Raw genomic sequence first — 19253 nt, forward strand, 5'->3', positions numbered from 1 at the left:
ATGGCCATTGTCCGGCAGATGGGCTAAAGGACCGCGCAACCTCACCCCCCGTATTTGTTTGAGAATGCCATGTCCCTGCCGCCGATCCCTGGCCTCCCCACTGCCAAGCCGTCCCCGACCGTGATGGCGGATGCGATTCGCGTCCTGTCGATGGAGGCGGTGCATCGCGCCAAGTCCGGCCACCAGGGGATGCCGATGGGCATGGCCGATGTGGCGACCGTTTTGTGGACGAAGTTCCTCAAATACGATCCGAAAAAGCCCGACTGGGCCGACCGCGACCGCTTTGTGCTGTCGGCGGGTCATGGCTCGATGCTGATCTATTCGCTGCTGCACCTGACGGGTTTCAAGTCGGTGTCGATGGAAGACATCAAAAACTTCCGTCAGTGGGGCTCGACCACCGCCGGCCACCCGGAATACGGCCATACGGCGGGCGTTGAATGCACCACCGGCCCGCTGGGTCAGGGGCTGGCGACCGCCGTGGGTATGGCCATGGCCGAACGCCACCTCAATGCGCGCTTTGGCGATGAGATCGTCGATCACCGCACCTGGGTTATCGCCGGTGACGGCTGCCTGATGGAAGGCGTGTCGCACGAAGCCATCTCTCTGGCCGGTCGTCTGAAACTCAACAAGCTGATCGTGCTGTGGGACGACAACAACGTCACCATCGACGGCGTGGCGACCATTGCCGAAACCGGCGACCAACTGGCGCGCTTCAAGGCCGCTGGCTGGGCGGTAAAGGCCGTCGATGGCCACGACCATTCGAAGATCGCGGCGGCCATGCGCTGGGCCACGCAGCAGTCGAAGCCGGTCCTGCTGGCCTGCAAGACCCTGATTTCCAAGGGCGCTGGCCCCAAGGAAGGCGACCCCCATTCGCACGGCTACACCCTGTTCGACAGCGATATCGAACTGGCGCGCAAGGCCATGGGCTGGGAGGCCGAGGCCTGGACCGTGCCCGCGCCGATCAAGAAGGCGTGGGAAGCCGCCGGCCGCAAGGCCGCACGTCCGCGCAAGGCGTGGGAAGCGGCCCTGAAGGCACATCCGCAACGCGACGCCTTTGAGCGCGCCATGGCCGGCGACCTGCCCGCCCATGCGTTCGAGGCACTGGACGCCCACATCGAAAAGCAACTGGAACTGAAGGCGGGCGATGCGACGCGCTCGGCGTCCGGGGCGGCTCTGGCGCAGCTTGTGCCACACATCGACGAAATGATCGGCGGCTCGGCCGACCTGACCGGTTCGAACAATACCTTCGTCAAGGGCATGACCGCCTTTGACGCCCCGGCCTATGACGGTCGCTACGTGCACTACGGCATCCGCGAATTCGGCATGTCGGCGGCGCTGAACGGTATGGCTCTGCACGGCGGCATCATCCCCTATTCGGGCACCTTCTTCGTCTTCTCCGACTATTCACGTCCGGCTATCCGTCTGGCGGCCCTGATGGGCATTCGCGTCATCAACGTCCTGACGCACGACTCGATCGGCGTCGGCGAAGACGGCCCCACGCACCAGCCGGTCGAACATCTGGCCAGCTTCCGCGCCATGCCGAACCTCCTGACCTTCCGCCCGGCGGATATTGTCGAAGCGGCGGAATGCTGGAAAGCGGCCCTTCTTGAGCGCAAGACGCCGTCGCTGATGGTGCTGTCGCGTCAGAAGGTCCCGGCGGTGCGTCATCAGGGCGGCAACCTGTCGGCCAAAGGCGCCTATGAGCTGAAAGCCGCTTCCGGCGAAGCCAAGGTGTCGATCTTCTCATCGGGCACCGAAGTCTCGGTCGCCGTTGCGGCGGCTGAGGCGCTCGAAGCGCAAGGCATCCCGACCCGTGTCGTTTCAACGCCGTGCTGGGCGCTGTTCGACCGTCAGCCCGCCAAATATCAGGCCGAAGTCATTGGCAAGGCCCCGGTCAATGTCGCCATCGAAGCCGCGGTATCGCTGGGCTGGGAGCGCTTTATCGGGCAGGATGGTATCTTCGTCGGCATGAGCAGCTTCGGCGGCTCCGCGCCGCAGGACGTGCTGTATAAGCAGTTCGGCATCACCAAGGAGGCCGTGGTCGAGAAGGTCACGGCGAAACTGGCGGCCAAGGCGGGGTAATCACGGCTTTTGGAGCCCCTCTTTATCAGGTGCGGGCTTAGGTCCGCGCCTTTTACATAGGTCAAAAGGTCACAGAAACCGATTGCACGGGTCAAAGCCGCGTGATCGGCCCTTTGGTGTTTGACGCGCCCTCTCTATGCCTGTACGGTCTTTGGCATCGACTTTTGAACTGCGACTTTCTACTGCGGCCCCGGCCGTATCTGCGAACTTCCTTTCATAGATCGACGACTACCACGCTGCCTTTGAAAGGAATTTATCATGAGCACAGGTACGGTTAAGTGGTTCAACGGAACCAAGGGTTATGGCTTCATTCAGCCGGACGACGGTGGCAACGACGTGTTCGTGCACATCTCGGCTGTTGAGCGTTCGGGCCTGCGCGGCCTCAACGAAGGCCAGAAGGTCACCTTCGAACTGGCCCGCGACAAGCGTTCGGGCAAGATGTCGGCTGAAAACCTTCAGGTCGCCTAAGCCTTTTCAGCTTTTGCTGAATGAAAAAGCCGCTCCATACGGGGCGGCTTTTTTGCATTTGCGCCGCGGCTGTGCCAAAAGCCCCCGATGCAAGACCCTGTACTCGATACCCTGTTCCGCCCGTTCGATGACGGCCTGATCGACTGGCCTACCACCCCTGCCCTCTTCCTGCGCGCCCGCTATGGCGCAGCCTTAAGCGGTGTGGACCGCACGCGCCTGATCTGCGAACAAAGCTTCAAACCCGAACACGACCGGCTGAAACAGGCGGGCTTCACCCTGCGCGTGGCCAGCGATACGGCACGCTATCCGCTGGTGATCGTTGTGCCGCCGCGTCAGCGCGAGGAATACCGCGCGCTTCTGGCCCGCGCCGTCGAAAACGCCGAACCTGGCGGCATCGTGCTGGCCTGCGTGTCCAATCTCGAAGGGGCCAAGACGGTCGAAAACGACCTGAAAACCCTGTGCGGTACGGTCGCCTCGCTGTCGAAGAACAAGTGCCGCGCCTTCTGGGCCACCACCGACGCGATCAACGCCGATCAGGTGGCGCAGTGGCGGACGCTCGATGCACCGCGCGCGATTGTTGATGGGCGCTTCCAAAGCCGCCCCGGCCTGTTCGCCTGGGACCGCATTGATGCGGGCTCTGAGCGACTGGTGGCGCATCTGCCCGCCTTAAGCGGCCATGGCGCCGATCTGGGCGGCGGCTACGGCTATCTGAGCGATGAGGTATTGCGCCGCCATCCGGAAGTACGCCTCGATCTCTATGAGGCCGAGCAGCGGGCGATAGAACTGGCCGAAATCAATCTCGACGCCTATGGCGAACGAGTCCGTTACCGCTGGCACGACGTGACCAAGGGTATCGACGGCCCCTACGACTTTATCGTCTCTAATCCGCCCTTTCATGCCGGGCGCGCCGATCAGCCGGAACTGGGGCAGGCCTTTATCCGCAGCGCCTCCGCCGCGCTAAAACCCGGCGGCAGCCTGTATATGGTCGCCAACCGCCACCTGCCCTATGAAGCCGGGCTGAAAGCCGCCTTCAAGAGCGTCAGCCTGCTGCACGAAGACCGCGACTACAAGGTCTATCGGGGGATTAAATGAGGCTGATCAAACTGCTGGCCAATCTCGGCTACGGGTCGCGCAAGGAGGTGCAGAAGTATATCCGCATGGGGATCGTCACCGACGCCGAAGGCAACGTCCTGAAAGACGACGCCAAAACCGCCCATGAGGATATCCGCTTCAATGAGCGCGCGCTCGATCCAGCACACGGCGTGGTGCTGATGCTCAACAAGCCGACCGGCTATGTCTGTTCGCTGAAAGACAAAGGCAAGCTGGTCTATGAGCTGCTGCCACATCGGTTCAGCGAGCGTAAGCCCGTCCTGTCCACCGTCGGACGGCTCGATTCGGACACGTCAGGCCTGCTGCTGTTCACTGACGATGGCGACTATCTGCATCGCATCATCTCGCCCAAAAACCACGTCGCCAAAATCTACGAGGTGACGCTGGCCCGCCCGCTCGAAGGGCATGAGGCGGCGATCTTTGCCTCCGGTGAGTTGATGCTCGAGTCGGAAAAGACACCACTCAAGCCCGCCACCATGGAACAGACGGGCGAAAAGACCGCGCGCCTGACCCTCTATGAAGGGCGTTATCATCAGGTGCGCCGCATGTTCGCCGCTGTCGGCAACCACGTCGAAGCCCTGCACCGGGCGCAGATGGGGGATCTGACGCTCGGCGATCTGCGGCCCGGCAAATGGCGGCTTCTGACGACCGCCGAACGCGACGGTCTGCTGCAAAGCTGAGAAAAAAAGCTGAGAAAACGGCCTACTTCTTCTGTGGCCCGCACGCGTCATGATGGAACCTCAGGATGTCTCCTTTGGGGCCCTTGCCGTCCGGACCCTGCGGTGGTCTGGGCAGGGCCGGACGTTCATCGGAGTCGATAAAGCCGTTTTTATTGCTATCGGCGGCATCGAATTGCGCTTTCAGAGGGACCGAAACCTCCGCCCATGACAGCTTGCCGTCATGGTCCGTGTCCAGCGTCTCCAGCCGGGGCGGCCCCATCGGCGGGCCTTTGGCATCGGGACCTTCCGTGCCAACGGGTGCGCAGTGCGGAGGCCGGAAGGCCTCAAACTCAGCCTTGCTGATCTGGCCATCGCGATTGCTGTCCATCGCCTCGAAAGCCGGTGGCGGCGGGGGTGGCGGGGCCGCCTTGTCTTCGGCCCATACGGGCAGGCTTGCGACGATCAGGGCGCTGCCGGCCACAAGGCCGGACAGGAACAGGCGATTACGTGTCATGGGGTGTCTCCCAACATATGGAGGCCCCAGAATGCACGGGCGACATGTCCTCAGAATTTCAGTGTTGGTTGAAATTTGACCAAAATGTGTCTTGGTGTGTCCGGGCCGACATTCTGCGACCCAGATGTCGCGTCATAAGTCACGCCTGTTCCCGACTACACGTAAGATCTCTCATGACGCCCGACACCATCAGTAGCGCCCCCCGCCCGCACATCCTCGTCGTCGATGACGATTTCGACCTCCGCGAACTGATTTCGGGCTTCCTCAGCCAGAACGGTTTTGACGTCCACACCGCCGCCAGCGGGCGCGAGATGGATAAGGTGCTTCAACGCGGCGATATCGGCCTTGTGGTGCTCGACTACATGATGCCGGGCGAGGATGGCCTGTCGATCTGCAAGCGCCTGAACCAGAAGGGCGGACCACCGGTCGTTATGCTCTCGGCCAAGGGCGAGGAGATCGACCGCATCGTGGGTCTCGAACTGGGCGCCGATGACTATCTGGCCAAGCCGTTCCATCCGCGCGAACTTCTGGCGCGCATCCGGGCGGTGCTGCGTCGCGGCGAAGGGCGCGGTCAGGCCGAAAGCTCGCCCTTCACCGCCTTCTTTGGCTGGACGCTGGACAATATCAAGCGCACGCTGCAACGGCCTGACGGTGTGCAGGTGGCGTTGTCCAATGCCGAATTCGAACTGTTGCGTGTGTTTCTGGAACGACCGGGCCGCGCCCTCACCCGTGATCAGATTCTCGATCATCTGCATGGTCCCAACAGCGACAATTTCGACCGCGCAATTGACGTGCAGATTTCGCGCCTGCGCCGTAAGCTGAACGACGAGGCGAACGATGGTGAGGAAATCATCCGCACCATTCGCGGCGTCGGCTACATGTTCCGCCCCTTGAAGTAAGCCCTTCCCACCGTGACCCTGCCTTCCCTGCCCCGCGCCCTGAGCCGACTGCCTATCTTTACGCAGGTCATGGGCCTGTGCGTCTTCGTGCTGATCATCTCTATCCTGATCAATATTGCGCTGGTGGTGCTAATGCCGCCGCCCAAACCCTCCGGCTACACGCTGAGCGAGGCGGCCAGGGCGCTGAGCGAAGGACAGGTGAAACTGCGCAATGGCCGCACGCTCAAAACCGAAACCCTCAGCACTCCGCCCGCCTTTATCCGCGAAAAGCCGCCGCATCCTTTCGGTGAAAATGGCTTTGAACGGCTGATGCGCCAGAGGCTGGCTCAATCCCTCAAGGTGCCGGAAAGCCGCGTCTTTATCGACGGCCGCCCGGACTTTCGCCGCAACCGCTTTGGCCCGGACCGCATGGTCTTTCGCCTGCCGGATAAGGGGCCGCATCGTCCGGACACTCACGGCCCGGACGCTGAGGCCCCCGCTAATCAGGGCCTCGTCGTTCACAGCATGGTTGTCGAACGTATCGGTCGCCCCGCTCCGCAACAGCCGCCCGCCGCGCCCCCCGGCTCTGTGGCGGATAGCGCGACCCTGCACCGCATGCGGGAGGCTTTTCTGATCAACAACCTGCCGCCCGGCTTCAATGAGCAGATCACCTTCCCCGCCTTCCGCGCGGCGCTTCAGTTGCCGGACGGACGTTACCGCAACCTGATCCTGCCTCGGCAGTTTCCCGAACCGTGGCAGGTCAGTCTGCTGCTCGGTTTTCTCCTGACCGCCGCCCTGATTGCGCCCGTGGCGTGGCTTCTGTCGCGCCGCCTGACGCAGCCGATCGCGGCCCTGGCCGAAGGGGCCGCCAAGATCGACTTCGATCCCGCCGCCGAACCCCTGAAGGAAAGCGGTCCCGCTGAGGTGCGGCAGGCCACGCAGGTGCTGAACGCCATGCAGGTCCGCATCCGTAAGCACGTCGAAAGCCGCACGGCGGTGATTGCGGCCATCGCCCATGACCTCAAAACCCCGCTGGCGCGGTTACGGCTGCGCATCGAAAGCCTGCCCGCCAGAGAGCGCGACAAGATTGCTCAGGACATCGCCCATATGGACAGCCTGATCCGTTCGGCCATGACCTTTGCTTCGGCGGACAAGATGGCGCAGAACGTGGTAAGGCTCGACCTCAGCGCGTTGGCCGAAAGTCTGGCCGAAGACATGGCCGATCTGCACAATGTGCAGATGGGTCCGATAGAACCTCGTCTGACCGTCAGGGCCGACAGCATCGCGCTCAAACGCATCCTGTGTAACCTGTTCGAAAACGCCCATCGTTATGCGGGCGGATCGCGGCTCAGCGTGCGTCGCGACGGCGATCAGGTGGTGGTGACGGTCAGCGACGACGGTCCTGGCATACCGGAGACGGCACTGGAGACGGTGTTTGAGCCCTTCCACAGGCTGGAATCCTCACGTAACCGCGACACGGGCGGGGCAGGTCTGGGGCTCAGCGTCGCCCGCGCCCTGAGCGAGGCGCACAAGGGGACGCTGATCCTGCGTAACCGCTATGCCAACGGTCAGATCGCGGGGCTGGATGCGATCCTCAGCCTGCCTCTGGCCTGAGGGGCATCGTCCAAACCGCCCCTGTTACCTTACGAAACAAGGCGTGCACCGGGTAGCGCTACCACGCGCCGCAGCGCGGCATTTTACGCTTGACTTGGCGAGACTTAGTGACAAAACCAAGGTCGCAAAAGCATGGATTTGCCGCCGGTTTCGACGGCCCTGAGCACAAGGGATGTGACAATGACTTTACGTGTGGCGATTAACGGATTTGGTCGTATCGGCCGTCTGGTTCTGCGTTCGATCATCGAGAACAACCGTACCGACATCGAAGTGGTGTCGATCAACGATCTCGGCCCGGTCGAAACCAACGCCCACCTGCTGCGTTACGACTCCGTGCATGGCAAGTTCCCGGCCGAAGTGAAGGTCGATGGCGACAGCCTGATCATCACCGCCAATGGCAAGACCTATGCCCCGATCAAGGTGACGGCGATCAAGAACCCGGCCGAACTGCCGCACGCGGCGCTCAAGGTCGATATCGCCATGGAATGCACCGGCATCTTCACGTCGAAGGAAAAGGCCTCGGCCCACCTCGAAGCCGGCGCGAAGAAGGTCATCATCTCGGCCCCCGGCGACAATGCCGACAAGACCATCGTCTATGGCGTCAACCACGACACCCTGACCGCCGAAGACACGGTCATCTCCAACGCTTCGTGCACCACCAACTGCCTGTCGCCGGTGGCCAAGGTCCTGTCGGACCTGTGCGGCATCGAGCGCGGCTATATGACGACGATCCACTCCTATACGGGTGATCAGCCGACGCTCGACACCATGCACAAGGACCTTTATCGGGCCCGCGCCGCGGCGCTGAGCATGATCCCGACCTCGACCGGTGCCGCCAAGGCCGTGGGCCTCGTCCTGCCGCACCTGAAAGGCAAGCTGGACGGCTCGTCAATCCGCGTGCCGACCCCGAACGTTTCGGTGGTGGACCTGAAGATCGTGCCGTCGCGCCCGGTCACGGTCGAAGAGGTAAACGCCGCCATCATCGCCGCCGCCGACGGCCCGATGAAGGGCATCCTCGCCTATACAGATGAGCCGCTGGTCTCTTCGGACTTCAACCACAACCCGGCCTCTTCGACCTTTGCGCTCAAGCAGACGCAGGTCATTGACGGTCAGTTCGTGCGCATCCTGACCTGGTACGACAATGAGTGGGGCTTCTCGACCCGCATGTCGGACACCGCCGTCGCGCTGGGCAAGTTCCTGTAATAAGCCAGGCCCCGCCGGAGTAATCCGGCGGGGTTTTTATTGCGGGGGCGCGGGGTGAAAAGGAATGTCGCATTATGGTTATGGCTCACAGGAAGCTTCATATCTGGATTTATTCATTTTATGAGCTTGGCCGTTTTGGCGTTAAATTATTACGTCAATAGTATTTATTTAATATGGACCGCACCAGTAGCTCTTAGCCTTCTGATTGGTGCATACATGATTGCCAAAACTACTCCTAGACAATCTTTGGGAACCATCATTCTCGATATTCTTAGCCTCACAGCCCTATTCGTATTCGGCTGGCTTTTAGGCAGCTTATTCTTAAACTGGACCTATCCCCCAAATTTCAACTAGGCTGTTTCTGTAAAAGCCTAAGGACGACGAAGACATGACCTTCAAAACCCTTGATGATGTATCCGACCTTCACGGCAAGACCGCGCTGGTGCGCGTCGATTTCAACGTGCCGGTCGAAGACGGTCGCATCACCGACGACACGCGGCTGAAGGTGGCCTTACCGACCATCGAAAAGCTGCAAAAATCAGGCGCGAAAGTAGCGCTTCTGGCGCACTTCGACCGCCCGAAGGGCAAGGTCGTGCCGGAAATGTCGCTGCGGTTCGTCGCCCCGGCCCTGTCGGCACTGCTGGGCACCACCGTTGCCTTTGCCGATGACTGCGTGGGTGCGGACGCCGCCGATGTCCTGAAACTGTTGCCCGCCGGAGGCGTGGCCTTGCTCGAAAACGTGCGCTTCCATGCGGGCGAAGAAAAGAACGATCCCGACTTTGCCGCACAACTGGCCGCGCTTGGCGATATCTACGTCAATGACGCCTTCTCCGCCGCCCACCGCGCCCACGCCTCGACCGAAGGCGTGGCGAAACTTTTGCCCGCCTATGCCGGGGAGTCGATGCGCCGCGAACTGGACGCGCTGAACGCTGCACTGGGCACACCCGTGCGCCCGACCATCGGTATCGTCGGCGGTTCCAAAGTCTCCACCAAGCTCGACCTGCTGAAAAATCTGGTGGGTAAGCTCGATGCGCTGGCCATCGGCGGCGGCATGGCCAACACCTTCCTCTATGCCCAGGGACACGAAGTCGGCGGCTCCCTCTGCGAAAAAGACCTTAAGGACACGGCCCTCGAAATCCTGAAAGAGGCCGAAGCCAAAGGCTGCCGCATCCTGCTGCCGCTCGATGTCGTCGTGGCGCAGGACTTCAAGGCGCACGCGGCCAACCGCACGGTCGATCTGGGGCCCCCCCTCAGCGCTGACGACAAGATTTTTGACGCGGGCCCCAGAACGGTGACGCAACTGAAAGACGTCATCGCCAACTCCAAAACCCTGATCTGGAACGGGCCTCTGGGTGTGTTCGAACTGCCACCGTTTGACGCCGCGACCGTCGAAGCGGCGAAATTTGCGGCAGAACAAACGCAATCGGGTAAGCTGGTCGCCGTGGCTGGTGGCGGCGATACCGTCGCCGCGCTGAACCACGCCGGTGTGGCGCAGGACATGACCTTTGTGTCCACGGCGGGCGGTGCTTTCCTCGAATGGATGGAAGGCAAGGACTTGCCCGGCGTCTCCGCACTCGGTTAAGTGAAAAGGCTATCGCTCTGGCGTCAGGGAGCCAGAAGGACTAATATTTAAATGATTTTCAGACCTTGCGGCCTGAGACCGGAAACCGGCCAGTCCGCAGGGTCCTCACTGAGCATATGAAAGAGGGAAATTTATCATGGCTCGTATCAGTCTGCGCCAGCTTCTCGACCACGCGGCCGAGAACGATTACGGCGTACCGGCCTTCAACATCAACAATATGGAACAGGGGCTGGCCGTCATGGACGCCGCCCGCAAGGCCGAAAGCCCGGTCATTATTCAGGCGTCGCGCGGTGCGCGCAACTACGCGCACGACATCATGCTGACCAAGATGATCGACGCTCTGGTCGAAATCTATCCGGAACTGCCGATCGTCATGCACCAGGACCACGGCAATTCGCCGGCGACCTGCGCCACGGCCATTCAGAACGGCTTTACCTCGGTGATGATGGACGGCTCGCTGATGGCCGACGCCAAGACGCCCGCCGATTATGAGTACAATGTCAATGTGACCAAGACCGTTGTCGATTTCGCCCACGCCTGCGGCGTGTCGGTCGAGGGCGAACTGGGCGTGCTGGGCTCGCTGGAAACGGGCATGGGCGAGGCCGAAGACGGCCACGGGGCCGAAGGCGTGCTCGACCATTCGCAACTGCTGACCGACCCGGATCAGGCCGTTGATTTTGTGGCCAAAACCAATGTCGATGCCCTGGCGATCGCGATGGGCACCTCGCACGGCGCCTACAAGTTCTCGCGCAAGCCCGACGGCGAAGTGCTGGCCATGCATGTCATTGCCGAGATCCACAAGCGCCTTCCCAACACCCACCTTGTCATGCACGGCTCCTCCTCGGTGCCGCAGGAGCTTCAGGACCTGATCAACGCCTTTGGCGGTGAGATGCCGCAAACCTACGGCGTGCCGGTCGAAGAACTGCAAAAGGCCATCAAGATCGGCGTGCGCAAGATCAATATCGACACCGATTGCCGCATGGCCATCACCGGCACGATCCGCAAGTTTCTGATCGAAAACCCGGCCAGTTTCGATCCGCGGGGCTATCTGAAGCCCGCCAAGGAAGCCATGCAGCAGGTCTGCTATGACCGCTTTGTGCAGTTCGGCACCGCCGGCAATGCCTCGAAGATCAAGGCCAAGCCTTTGTCGAGCATGGCGAAATACTATCTGGCTTAATTTATATCATACCTCCCCCGCGTTCGGGGGACGACTATCGAAAAGCGCAGGCCCCACGCCTGCGCTTTTTTGTTTATAAAATTTTGCGGCACCTCTTGAAGCGGCCCCAACCCTCCCCAAATCCATAGACGTAAGACGCCGACACCGGGTCTTTCTGGACCGCTTCATCGCCCGTTTCGGGGATGCGCCAGCGCTCCAACCGACAACCCAAGACAGCTCTACGCCGCTGTCGATCTCGCTTTGGATAAGGAGACTTTCATGCGTACTCAAATCGACTTTTCCCCCCTGTACCGCAGCGCCGTTGGCTTTGACCGTCTGGTCAGCCTGCTCGACTCCGCCGCGCGCACCGATACCGCGCCGGGCTGGCCGCCGTACAATATCGAACGCATCGCCACTGGTACCGATGGGGATGGCGACGCCTACCGCATCGAAATCGCCGTCGCTGGCTTCCGCCCCGATCAACTGAATATCGAGGTCAAGGAAAACGTCCTGACCGTCACCGGCAAGAAGGACGCCGAAGACGGGTCACGCACCTTCCTGCATCGCGGTCTGGCCGAACGCAGCTTTGAGCGCCGCTTCCAGTTGGCCGACCATATCCGCGTCACCGAAGCTGAACTGGCCAACGGGCTGCTGACCCTTAATCTGGTGGTCGAAATCCCGGAAGCCAAGAAGCCGAAGCAGATCGCCATCAAGACCTCCGGCAACACCCCGCAGGCGCTGGAAGCCGCAGAGTAAGCGTTGTTCTTGCACTGACGGCCGCTTCGGTCAGCGCGTATCGGTGCCCCTGATCCCTGACCGACCGGGTCGCGTCTCTTGTGTCTCTCTGATGAGGGATGCGACCCGCCCCTTCTTTCTCTCCCCCTCCGAAACTTCGCCGGAAGCGCCCCTCGCTTCCGGTTTTTATGCCGTCTCGGCCTGACGTGCCTCATAGGCCCGGTACATGGCGTCCTCCTGCTCGCGCCATTGTCTGAGCAGGACCATACGCCGGGTCGGATAACGCTCATCGGCGACGCTCAGGTTGCGGATGCGGTCAGAGCGGAAATGCCGGAAATCCTGCCGCAATTCGCACCAGCCGACCAGCAGCCGCGCCCGCTCGTAAAAGCCCAGCGCCACGGGCCAGACGATACGCGCCGTCGTGGCCTCCTTTACATCGCTATAGTCCATGATCAGCTTGCGTTCGGACTTCAGCGCCTGCCGGATCATTTTGAGGTAGCGGTCCTCAAACTCCGTTACCTCGGCGTCCTTCCACGGCGGTGGCACCATCAGGCCGGTCGTTTGCAGGCTGTCGCGCATATCGTCGGGCAGAACGGCATTGATCTTGGCCAGCGCATTGACCGCCGCCGCCGAGATGGCCTTGTCCGTGCGCCCGGCCACCCATTTGACGCCCAACGCAATGGCCTCGATCTCATCGTGCGACAGCATCAGAGGCGGCAGCATGAAACCGGGCCGCAGAAGGAAGCCCACCCCGGCCTCGGCCTCGATATCGGCCCCCTGCGCGCGCAGGGCATCAACGTCCCGATAGAGGGTGCGCAGCGAGACGTTCAGCTCCTGCGCCAGACAGTCACCGGTTACCGGATAGCGGTGCCGGCGCAAAATCTGTAGCAAATTCAAAAGCCGGGCGGCGCGCGACATATCCCTTCCCCTGCGTCAGTCCACCTACGGACATATCGCAAACAAAGGAACAAAGCAAAAACAAAATCTACAAAGTCGCTAAGCGGAATGATTTCTGATCATTCCGCTCAAGCCGCCATTAAGGCGGCGGCCAAGGCGGCAGAGCCGCCGCCCGGCGAGGGACTGAAAGACAAAAATCTGGATCATTTCGTTTCTATAAAGAAACGAAATGATCCAGAGCCTGTTCGATATCGGCGATCAGGTCATCGGGGTCTTCGAGGCCGACATAGAGGCGCACATAGCTGCCTTCCAGCGGCGCATGGTCTTCGGGCGTCAGCTTGTGACGGCCGATAAATTGCGGTTCACAATTGACGGCGAGGCTCTCATAGCCGCCCCACGAAAAACCCAGCCCGAACAGTTTAAGCGCGTTGAGAAAGCGCTGCGAAGCCGGTTCGCCGTCGCCTTTGAGCACCACCAGGAACAGGCCGTTGGGCGCGCTGAAATCCCGGCGGAAGACGTCGCTGCCCGGATGGCTGTCCAGCCACGGATGGACCACGCGGATCACTTCGGGGCGGGTGGTGAGCCATTGCGCCACCTTCAGACCCGCCTCGCCCGACTGTTTGAGACGCAGGTGCAGGGTGCGCAGACCGCGCAAGGCCAGATAGGATTCGTCGGCCGAAGTGAAGAAGCCCCACGCCTTGATGGCGTCGTAAATCGCCTTGGCCAGCGCCGGATCATTGACCGCCACCGACCCGATCAGCACGTCGGAATGGCCGCCGACATATTTGGTCAGGGCCTGCATGGACATATCGACCCCGTGCGCCAGCGGCTTGAACAGGACGCCCGCCCCATAGGTGTTGTCGCAGAAGGTCAGGATGCCGCGCGCTTTGGCGGCTTGCGCAATCGCCGGGATGTCCTGAATTTCAAAGGTCAGCGAGCCGGGGCTTTCGAGATAGATCAGCTTCGTCTTTTCGGTGGCGAGCGCCATCACTTCGTCTGGCGTCGCTGACGGTGCATACCAGGTGACATCGACGCCAAAGCGCGCCAGTTGCGTATCGAGGAAGCGCCGCACCGGGCGATAGGCCGAATTGACCGCCAGCACATGATCGCCGGCCTTCAGCACCGCGAAGATGGGCAGGGTCTGCGCCGCCAGTCCGCTGGGCAAGATAAAGGCCTCCTCCGCCCCCTCCAGTTCGGCCAGCAGGCGACACAGTTCGCGCTGCGTCGAAAGGCCTTCGGTGCCATAGGTCGGCTTGATATCGTCACGATACAGCACCTCGGCGCTTTCCATCAGCACGGTCGATCCGCGCTCGACGCCCGTATTGACGGCGCGGCGGCTGCGGGGCTTATCCAGAACCGGGGAGATGACGCGGGTGGTTTCACGCATGGGAAGGGCCTTTCGTATACGATGACTGCTCTGCCGCTGAACGGCGTCAGGCGCAAGTGAAGATTGACCGGATCGCAGATTAGAACGACTAATCCGACCTGGCAAAAATCGTCGCCTGACCAATTGTCGTGGATTTGGCATATGCTGCGTCATGGGGTAGGCTGTGGCGTTATCAGAAGACGCGCGTAAAATTCCTACCAAATTGCATTCGTAACCGGCCTTTTCCGTACAGGAGACCGACCATGACCCGATCTGTTGCTCTTTCCCGCCGCTGGCTGCTCAAAGGCGCGGCAGCGGCTGGCCTTACGGGTTCGGCCCTGTCTCTGGCGGCTTGCGGTCAGAGCGGTGAGGTCACGGCCAAGACCCTGCTCAACGTCTCCTACGACCCGACTCGCGAGCTTTATGTCGCCTACAACAAGCTGTTCGCCACCAAGGTGAAGACGCCGGTAACGGTCAATCAGAGCCACGGCGGCTCCGGCAAGCAGACGACCGCGGTCATCGAGGGGCTCGATGCCGACATCGTGTCTCTGGCGCTGGCCCACGATATCGACGCCATTGCCGAAAAAGGCCTGATCAGCGCCGACTGGGCCAAGCGCCTGCCGCACAATTCGACCCCCTACTATTCGACCATCGTGTTTCTGGTGCGCAAAGGTAACCCCAAGGGCATCAAGGATTGGGGCGATCTGATCAAGCCCGGCATCGGCGTCATTACCCCCAACCCCAAGACCTCGGGCGGAGCGCGCTGGAACTATCTGGCCGCCTATGGCTGGGCCAAAACCAACGGTCAGGACCCCGCCGTGTATATCGAAGCGCTTTATCGCAATGTGCCGGTGCTCGACACCGGAGCGCGCGGCTCGACCACCACCTTCGTGCAGCGCGGTCAGGGCGATGTCCTGCTGGCTTGGGAAAACGAAGCCCTGCTGGCGCTGAAGGACAGCGGCGCCAGGGATTTCGAGATCGTCTATCCGTCCCTGTCGATCCGCGCCGAGCCGCCGGTCGCCGTGGTGGACAAGAATGTCGATAAGAAGGGCACGCGCGCACTGGCCGAAGCCTATGTGAAGGGCCTGTTCGACGACGACGCACAAAAGCTGGTTACCGAAAACTTCTACCGCCCGGTCAGCGAAACCGTCGCCGCGCAGTTCACGCAGACGTTCCCGCAACTGCGCCTGTTGTCAGTGGACAGCGACTTCGGCGGCTGGAAAAAAGCCCATGCCGATTTCTTTGCGGCGGGCGCGGCCTTCGATGCGCTGCAAGTCAAGCTGAACAAGTAAGCCCAAGGCCTTTATGACCGTCAACGCCACCCCCACGCCGGGCGCTGTTCCGCTGGCCACCGAAGGCTACAAGCCGCCCAAGGCGACGCACAAGGCGCGCGTCCTGCCGGGCTTTGGCCTGTCGCTGGGCATCACCCTGACCTATCTGTCGCTGATCGTGGTCCTGCCGCTGGCCGCCCTTCTGGCGCGTCCGTGGGAGCACGGGCTGGACGGTGTGTGGCAAACCATCAGCGATCCGCGCGTGCTGGCCAGCTTGCGCCTGACCTTCACCACCTCGCTTCTGGCGGCACTGGTCAATCTGTTTGCCGGGCTGATCGTGGCCTGGGTACTGACGCGCTATGACTTTCCGGGCAAGGGACTGGTCGATGCGCTGGTCGATCTGCCGTTTGCCCTGCCCACCGCCGTGGCCGGCGTGTCGCTCTGTTCGATGTACGCCGCCAATGGCTGGGTCGGCAGCCTGTTCGCGCCCTTAGGCATCAAGATCGCCTATACGCCGCTGGGCATTTTCGTGGCGCTGGTCTTTGTTGGCCTGCCCTTCATCGTGCGCTCGGTGCAGCCTGTTCTGGCCGAGTTCGATGCCGAGGTCGAAGAGGCCGCCGCCACTCTGGGGGCCACGCCGCTGCAAACCACCCTGCGCGTCATCCTGCCGTCGCTGGCCCCCGCCCTTCTGACCGGCTTCTCGCTGGCCTTTGCGCGCGCGGTCGGGGAATACGGTTCGGTCATCTTCATCGCCGGTAACATGCCCTTCGTGTCGGAAATCACGCCCCTGCTGATCGTTATCAAGCTGGAAGAGTTCGACTATGCCGGGGCGGCCGCCATTGCGGTGGCCATGCTGAGCCTGGCCTTCCTCAGCCTGCTGCTGGTCAATGCCTTGCAACTGCTGCTCTCGCGCCGGGGACGCGCCTGAGCATGAGAGCCCGCGCCCCCGAAAAACCCAAGACCCCCGCCGCCTTCCTGCTGATGGCGCTGGCCGCCGTGTGGATGGCGCTGGTTATCGTCCTGCCGCTGGTCAATGTGCTGGCCGAAGCCTTCAAACAGGGCGTTCAGCCCTATCTGTCGGCGATCGTCCAACCGGACGCCCTCAGCGCCATTCGCCTGACCCTGACGGTCGCCGCCATCGCCGTGCCGCTCAATGCCGTTTTCGGTATAGCGGCCGCCTGGTGTGTGACGCGCTTTGACTTTGCGGGTAAGGGACTGTTGCTGTCGGTGCTCGACCTGCCCTTCACCATCTCGCCGGTCATTTCGGGCATGGTGTGGGTGCTGTTGTTCGGCGCGCACGGCTGGTTCGCCAGCGTGCTTGAGGCCAGCAATATCAAAATCATCTACGCCCTGCCCGGCCTCGTCATCGCCACCATTCTGGTCACCCTACCCTTCGTGGCGCGCGAGCTGATCCCGCTGATGCAGGACCAGGGGACGGACGAAGAAATCGCCGCTGTGACGCTGGGCGCTTCGGGCTGGGATGTCTTCTTTCGCGTGACCCTGCCCAATATCAAATGGGCCCTGACCTATGGTGTGCTTCTGTGTACAGCGCGGGCCATGGGCGAATTCGGCGCCGTGTCGGTGGTGTCGGGCCATATCCGCGGCCTGACCAACACCCTGCCCCTGCACATCGAAGTCCTTTATAACGAGTATGACAGTGTGGGGGCCTTCGGGGCCGCGACGCTGCTGGCTGGTCTGGCGCTTGTGACGCTGGTCCTGAAAACCCTGCTGGAATGGCGCTTCGGTGACGAACTGGCCGCCAACCGCCGCCACTGATTGAGCTTTATATGTCCTTAGTCGTCGAAAACATCACCAAACGCTTCAGCGACTTCGCCGCGCTCAACGACGTGTCGTTCGAAGCCCAGCCGGGCGAGTTTCTGGCCCTGCTTGGCCCATCGGGTTCGGGCAAGACGACGCTTTTGCGCCTGCTAGCCGGGCTCGACCGCCCGGATACGGGCCGTATCGACTTCGACGGCCTCGACTATCTGACGCTGTCGGCCCGCGACCGCCGCGTCGGCATGGTGTTTCAGTCCTATGCCCTGTTCCGCCACATGACCGTGGCGCAGAACATCGCCTTTGGTCTCAATGTGCGCGCCTCAAAAGACCGCCCGTCAAAGGCCGAAATTCAGGCAACGGTGCAGCGCCTGCTCAAGCTGATCCAGCTCGAAGACCTCGGCAAGCGCTACCCCAGCCAGCTTTCGGGTGGCCAGCGGCAGCGGGTGGCACTGGCACGCGCACTGGCCATCAATCCGCGCATCCTGCTGCTCGATGAGCCGTTCGGCGCGCTCGATGCGCTGGTACGCAAGGATCTGCGCCGCTGGCTGCGCCGCATCCATGATGAAACCGGCGTCACCACCCTCTTCGTCACCCACGATCAGGAAGAGGCGCTCGATCTCGCCGATCGCGTGGTAGTGCTGAAAGACGGCCAGATCGAACAGATCGGCAAGCCGCTGGAGCTTTATCGCCATCCGCAATCGGCCTTTGTCTTCGATTTTCTCGGCACCTCCAATCAGGTGCCGGCCAGCCTGTCGGACGGGGTGGCCGATTTCGGCGGCTTCAGCGCCCCGGTCGTCAGCCCCAAGGCGCTCAGCGGCGCGCAGACCGTGCGCTTTCGCCCCTTCGATACCCACCTGCTCCGCGAAGGACCGGGCTTTGAAGCGAAGGTGCTGTCCCTCCTGCCCGCCGGGGCCAATCTGCGTCTGGAACTGCAAAGCCCGACGGGTCAAGTGTTTGAAACCCAGCACGCCCACGACTCAGAGGCGTCGGACCTGTGCCTGAACGACACGGTCTATCTGCGCCCGTCCAAGGTCTATGCGTTTTAGCGCTATCCCCCTAAGAGGGGGGGCGAAAGACCAGTTAAAGGTAAGATCGGCAAACCGTACCCCAAAATCTACCTGATCAGTTCACTTTTCACCGTGACCGTGCCGTTGGCCGGGGTGAACGTCATCCGAAAATCGTGTTTGACGTCGCAATAGGCCATTGACCAGATTTCGCTCCAGCCCCCTGTTTCCGGACGACTTTCGATCCGCGTGTCGTAGAGGCCTGGGAGTTGCTGACAATTGTCAGGTCCATTCGCCCGACGCATCGCCTGCATGGCGTCAAAAGCCAGACTTGAGGCCTTGAACTGCGCGTCAATCGAGGCAATGGTTTCGCCGTCTATCAGGAAATCCATATTGGGGAGCGTATTGCGGCGATCGTGCCATGCAAGAAAATTATGGCGATAGGTTTTGCCGCAGCCCCTCACCACAACCTTTTCCTTGACCGCGATTAGTATGTCTTCCCCCGCGCCAGACATGGCTTCGCTAGTAAAAAAATCTACAGATGACCGGTTGTTAGGTAATTCAAAAGGCTCAAAGCCGTCCGAAGTATAGGTAACTTCAGAACAGTTGCCGAAGACCCACTCCCGCCGCACAGTGATGCCATCAAGATTCAGATATTGCTCCAGCTTGGCCTTATATGCGAGCTGTCCGTATTTGCCGGTCAGAATCTCTGGTCGGTCGCCCAAGCCCGTAATGACGACCACTGCCACCGCTATACCTAGCATCTGTGCTCCTCCCCTGCGCCATAAGCCCGCAACACTATGCCAATAGCAGGGTGGGTCGATACCACAAAAACGGCAGGCTGCCTTTGGCGGAGTACACCCTGTCAAACCGCGTCCTGAGCGCCACACTTGCCTTTATACATGCGCGCCGCGCTTGACCTTTCCCACCCGCTCCCC

18 protein-coding genes are annotated in these 19253 nt (G+C 61.6%); 14 read left to right on the top strand and 4 right to left on the bottom strand.

The features are described from left to right. Positions 1-69: 69 nt before the first annotated feature. The 4 genes from tkt (at position 70) to PQU94_RS09795 (ending at position 4340) form a co-directional block, all read left to right on the top strand. Positions 70-2082, top strand: a complete 2013-nt coding sequence (gene tkt, locus PQU94_RS09780) for a transketolase (RefSeq protein ID WP_438263740.1) — start codon at positions 70-72, stop codon at positions 2080-2082. A 258-nt stretch (positions 2083-2340) separates the two neighbouring features. Continuing rightward, positions 2341-2550, top strand: a complete 210-nt coding sequence (locus PQU94_RS09785) for a cold-shock protein (RefSeq protein WP_013479141.1) — start codon at positions 2341-2343, stop codon at positions 2548-2550. 87 nt (positions 2551-2637) lie between these two features. Continuing rightward, a complete protein-coding gene (locus tag PQU94_RS09790) occupies positions 2638-3642 on the top strand; it encodes a class I SAM-dependent methyltransferase (RefSeq protein WP_272741282.1) in 1005 nt (334 codons plus the stop codon). Further along, positions 3639-4340 carry a pseudouridine synthase gene (locus PQU94_RS09795; protein WP_272741283.1) on the top strand — a complete coding sequence of 234 codons (702 nt, stop codon included), beginning with the start codon at positions 3639-3641 and terminating at the stop codon, positions 4338-4340. Before PQU94_RS09790 ends, PQU94_RS09795 begins: the two co-directional genes overlap by 4 nt. Before the next feature lie 22 nt (positions 4341-4362). Here the strand turns inward: PQU94_RS09795 and PQU94_RS09800 are convergent, their stop codons facing one another. Beyond that, positions 4363-4833, bottom strand: a complete 471-nt coding sequence (locus PQU94_RS09800; protein ID WP_272741284.1) for an EF-hand domain-containing protein — start codon at positions 4831-4833, stop codon at positions 4363-4365. A 173-nt stretch (positions 4834-5006) separates the two neighbouring features. Between PQU94_RS09800 and PQU94_RS09805 the strand changes: the two genes are divergently transcribed. The 6 genes from PQU94_RS09805 to PQU94_RS09830 all read left to right on the top strand — a co-directional run bounded on the left by PQU94_RS09805 (position 5007) and on the right by PQU94_RS09830 (position 12022). Further along, positions 5007-5732 (top strand): response regulator, encoded by a 726-nt coding sequence (locus tag PQU94_RS09805; protein ID WP_272741285.1) that lies wholly within the window; start codon positions 5007-5009, stop codon positions 5730-5732. A 12-nt stretch (positions 5733-5744) separates the two neighbouring features. Continuing rightward, entirely contained in the window at positions 5745-7325 is a 1581-nt protein-coding gene (locus tag PQU94_RS09810) for a sensor histidine kinase (RefSeq protein WP_272741286.1), read from the top strand. Positions 7326-7505: 180 nt separating this feature from the next. After that, entirely contained in the window at positions 7506-8528 is a 1023-nt protein-coding gene (gap, locus tag PQU94_RS09815; protein ID WP_272741287.1) for a type I glyceraldehyde-3-phosphate dehydrogenase, read from the top strand. A 388-nt stretch (positions 8529-8916) separates the two neighbouring features. Further along, positions 8917-10110 (top strand): phosphoglycerate kinase, encoded by a 1194-nt coding sequence (locus tag PQU94_RS09820; RefSeq protein ID WP_272741288.1) that lies wholly within the window; start codon positions 8917-8919, stop codon positions 10108-10110. A 136-nt stretch (positions 10111-10246) separates the two neighbouring features. Next, positions 10247-11287, top strand: coding sequence for a class II fructose-bisphosphate aldolase (gene fba, locus PQU94_RS09825; RefSeq protein ID WP_272741289.1), 1041 nt, complete (start codon positions 10247-10249; stop codon positions 11285-11287). 258 nt (positions 11288-11545) lie between these two features. Then, positions 11546-12022: an Hsp20 family protein gene (locus tag PQU94_RS09830; RefSeq protein ID WP_272741290.1), complete on the top strand. Its 477-nt coding sequence runs from the start codon at positions 11546-11548 to the stop codon at positions 12020-12022. A gap of 165 nt (positions 12023-12187) precedes the next feature. On the opposite strand, the gene PQU94_RS09835 is transcribed toward PQU94_RS09830, so the two are convergent. Both PQU94_RS09835 and metC read right to left on the bottom strand, forming a co-directional pair. Next, positions 12188-12919 carry a helix-turn-helix transcriptional regulator gene (locus PQU94_RS09835; protein ID WP_272741291.1) on the bottom strand — a complete coding sequence of 244 codons (732 nt, stop codon included), beginning with the start codon at positions 12917-12919 and terminating at the stop codon, positions 12188-12190. Positions 12920-13112: 193 nt separating this feature from the next. Further along, positions 13113-14285 carry a cystathionine beta-lyase gene (gene metC / locus PQU94_RS09840; RefSeq protein WP_272741292.1) on the bottom strand — a complete coding sequence of 391 codons (1173 nt, stop codon included), beginning with the start codon at positions 14283-14285 and terminating at the stop codon, positions 13113-13115. A gap of 242 nt (positions 14286-14527) precedes the next feature. Here metC and PQU94_RS09845 point away from each other — a divergent pair, with 242 nt between their 5' ends. From PQU94_RS09845 to PQU94_RS09860, 4 genes are read left to right on the top strand one after another with little or no spacing between them, the layout of a single operon-like run. Beyond that, positions 14528-15556, top strand: coding sequence for a sulfate ABC transporter substrate-binding protein (locus PQU94_RS09845; protein WP_272741293.1), 1029 nt, complete (start codon positions 14528-14530; stop codon positions 15554-15556). Positions 15557-15569: 13 nt separating this feature from the next. Beyond that, positions 15570-16463 (top strand): sulfate ABC transporter permease subunit CysT, encoded by an 894-nt coding sequence (gene cysT, locus PQU94_RS09850; protein WP_272741294.1) that lies wholly within the window; start codon positions 15570-15572, stop codon positions 16461-16463. 2 nt (positions 16464-16465) lie between these two features. Further along, a complete protein-coding gene (gene cysW, locus PQU94_RS09855; protein WP_272741295.1) occupies positions 16466-17311 on the top strand; it encodes a sulfate ABC transporter permease subunit CysW in 846 nt (281 codons plus the stop codon). A gap of 11 nt (positions 17312-17322) precedes the next feature. Next, complete coding sequence (locus PQU94_RS09860; protein ID WP_272741296.1) at positions 17323-18357, top strand: sulfate/molybdate ABC transporter ATP-binding protein; 1035 nt, start codon at positions 17323-17325, stop codon at positions 18355-18357. Between the two features lie 68 nt (positions 18358-18425). Here PQU94_RS09860 and PQU94_RS09865 read toward each other — a convergent pair whose 3' ends face one another. Next, positions 18426-19079: a hypothetical protein gene (locus tag PQU94_RS09865; protein ID WP_272741297.1), complete on the bottom strand. Its 654-nt coding sequence runs from the start codon at positions 19077-19079 to the stop codon at positions 18426-18428. Positions 19080-19253 lie beyond the last annotated feature (174 nt).

It is taken from the genome of Asticcacaulis currens (assembly GCF_028550395.1).
Lineage (GTDB): Bacteria > Pseudomonadota > Alphaproteobacteria > Caulobacterales > Caulobacteraceae > Asticcacaulis > Asticcacaulis currens.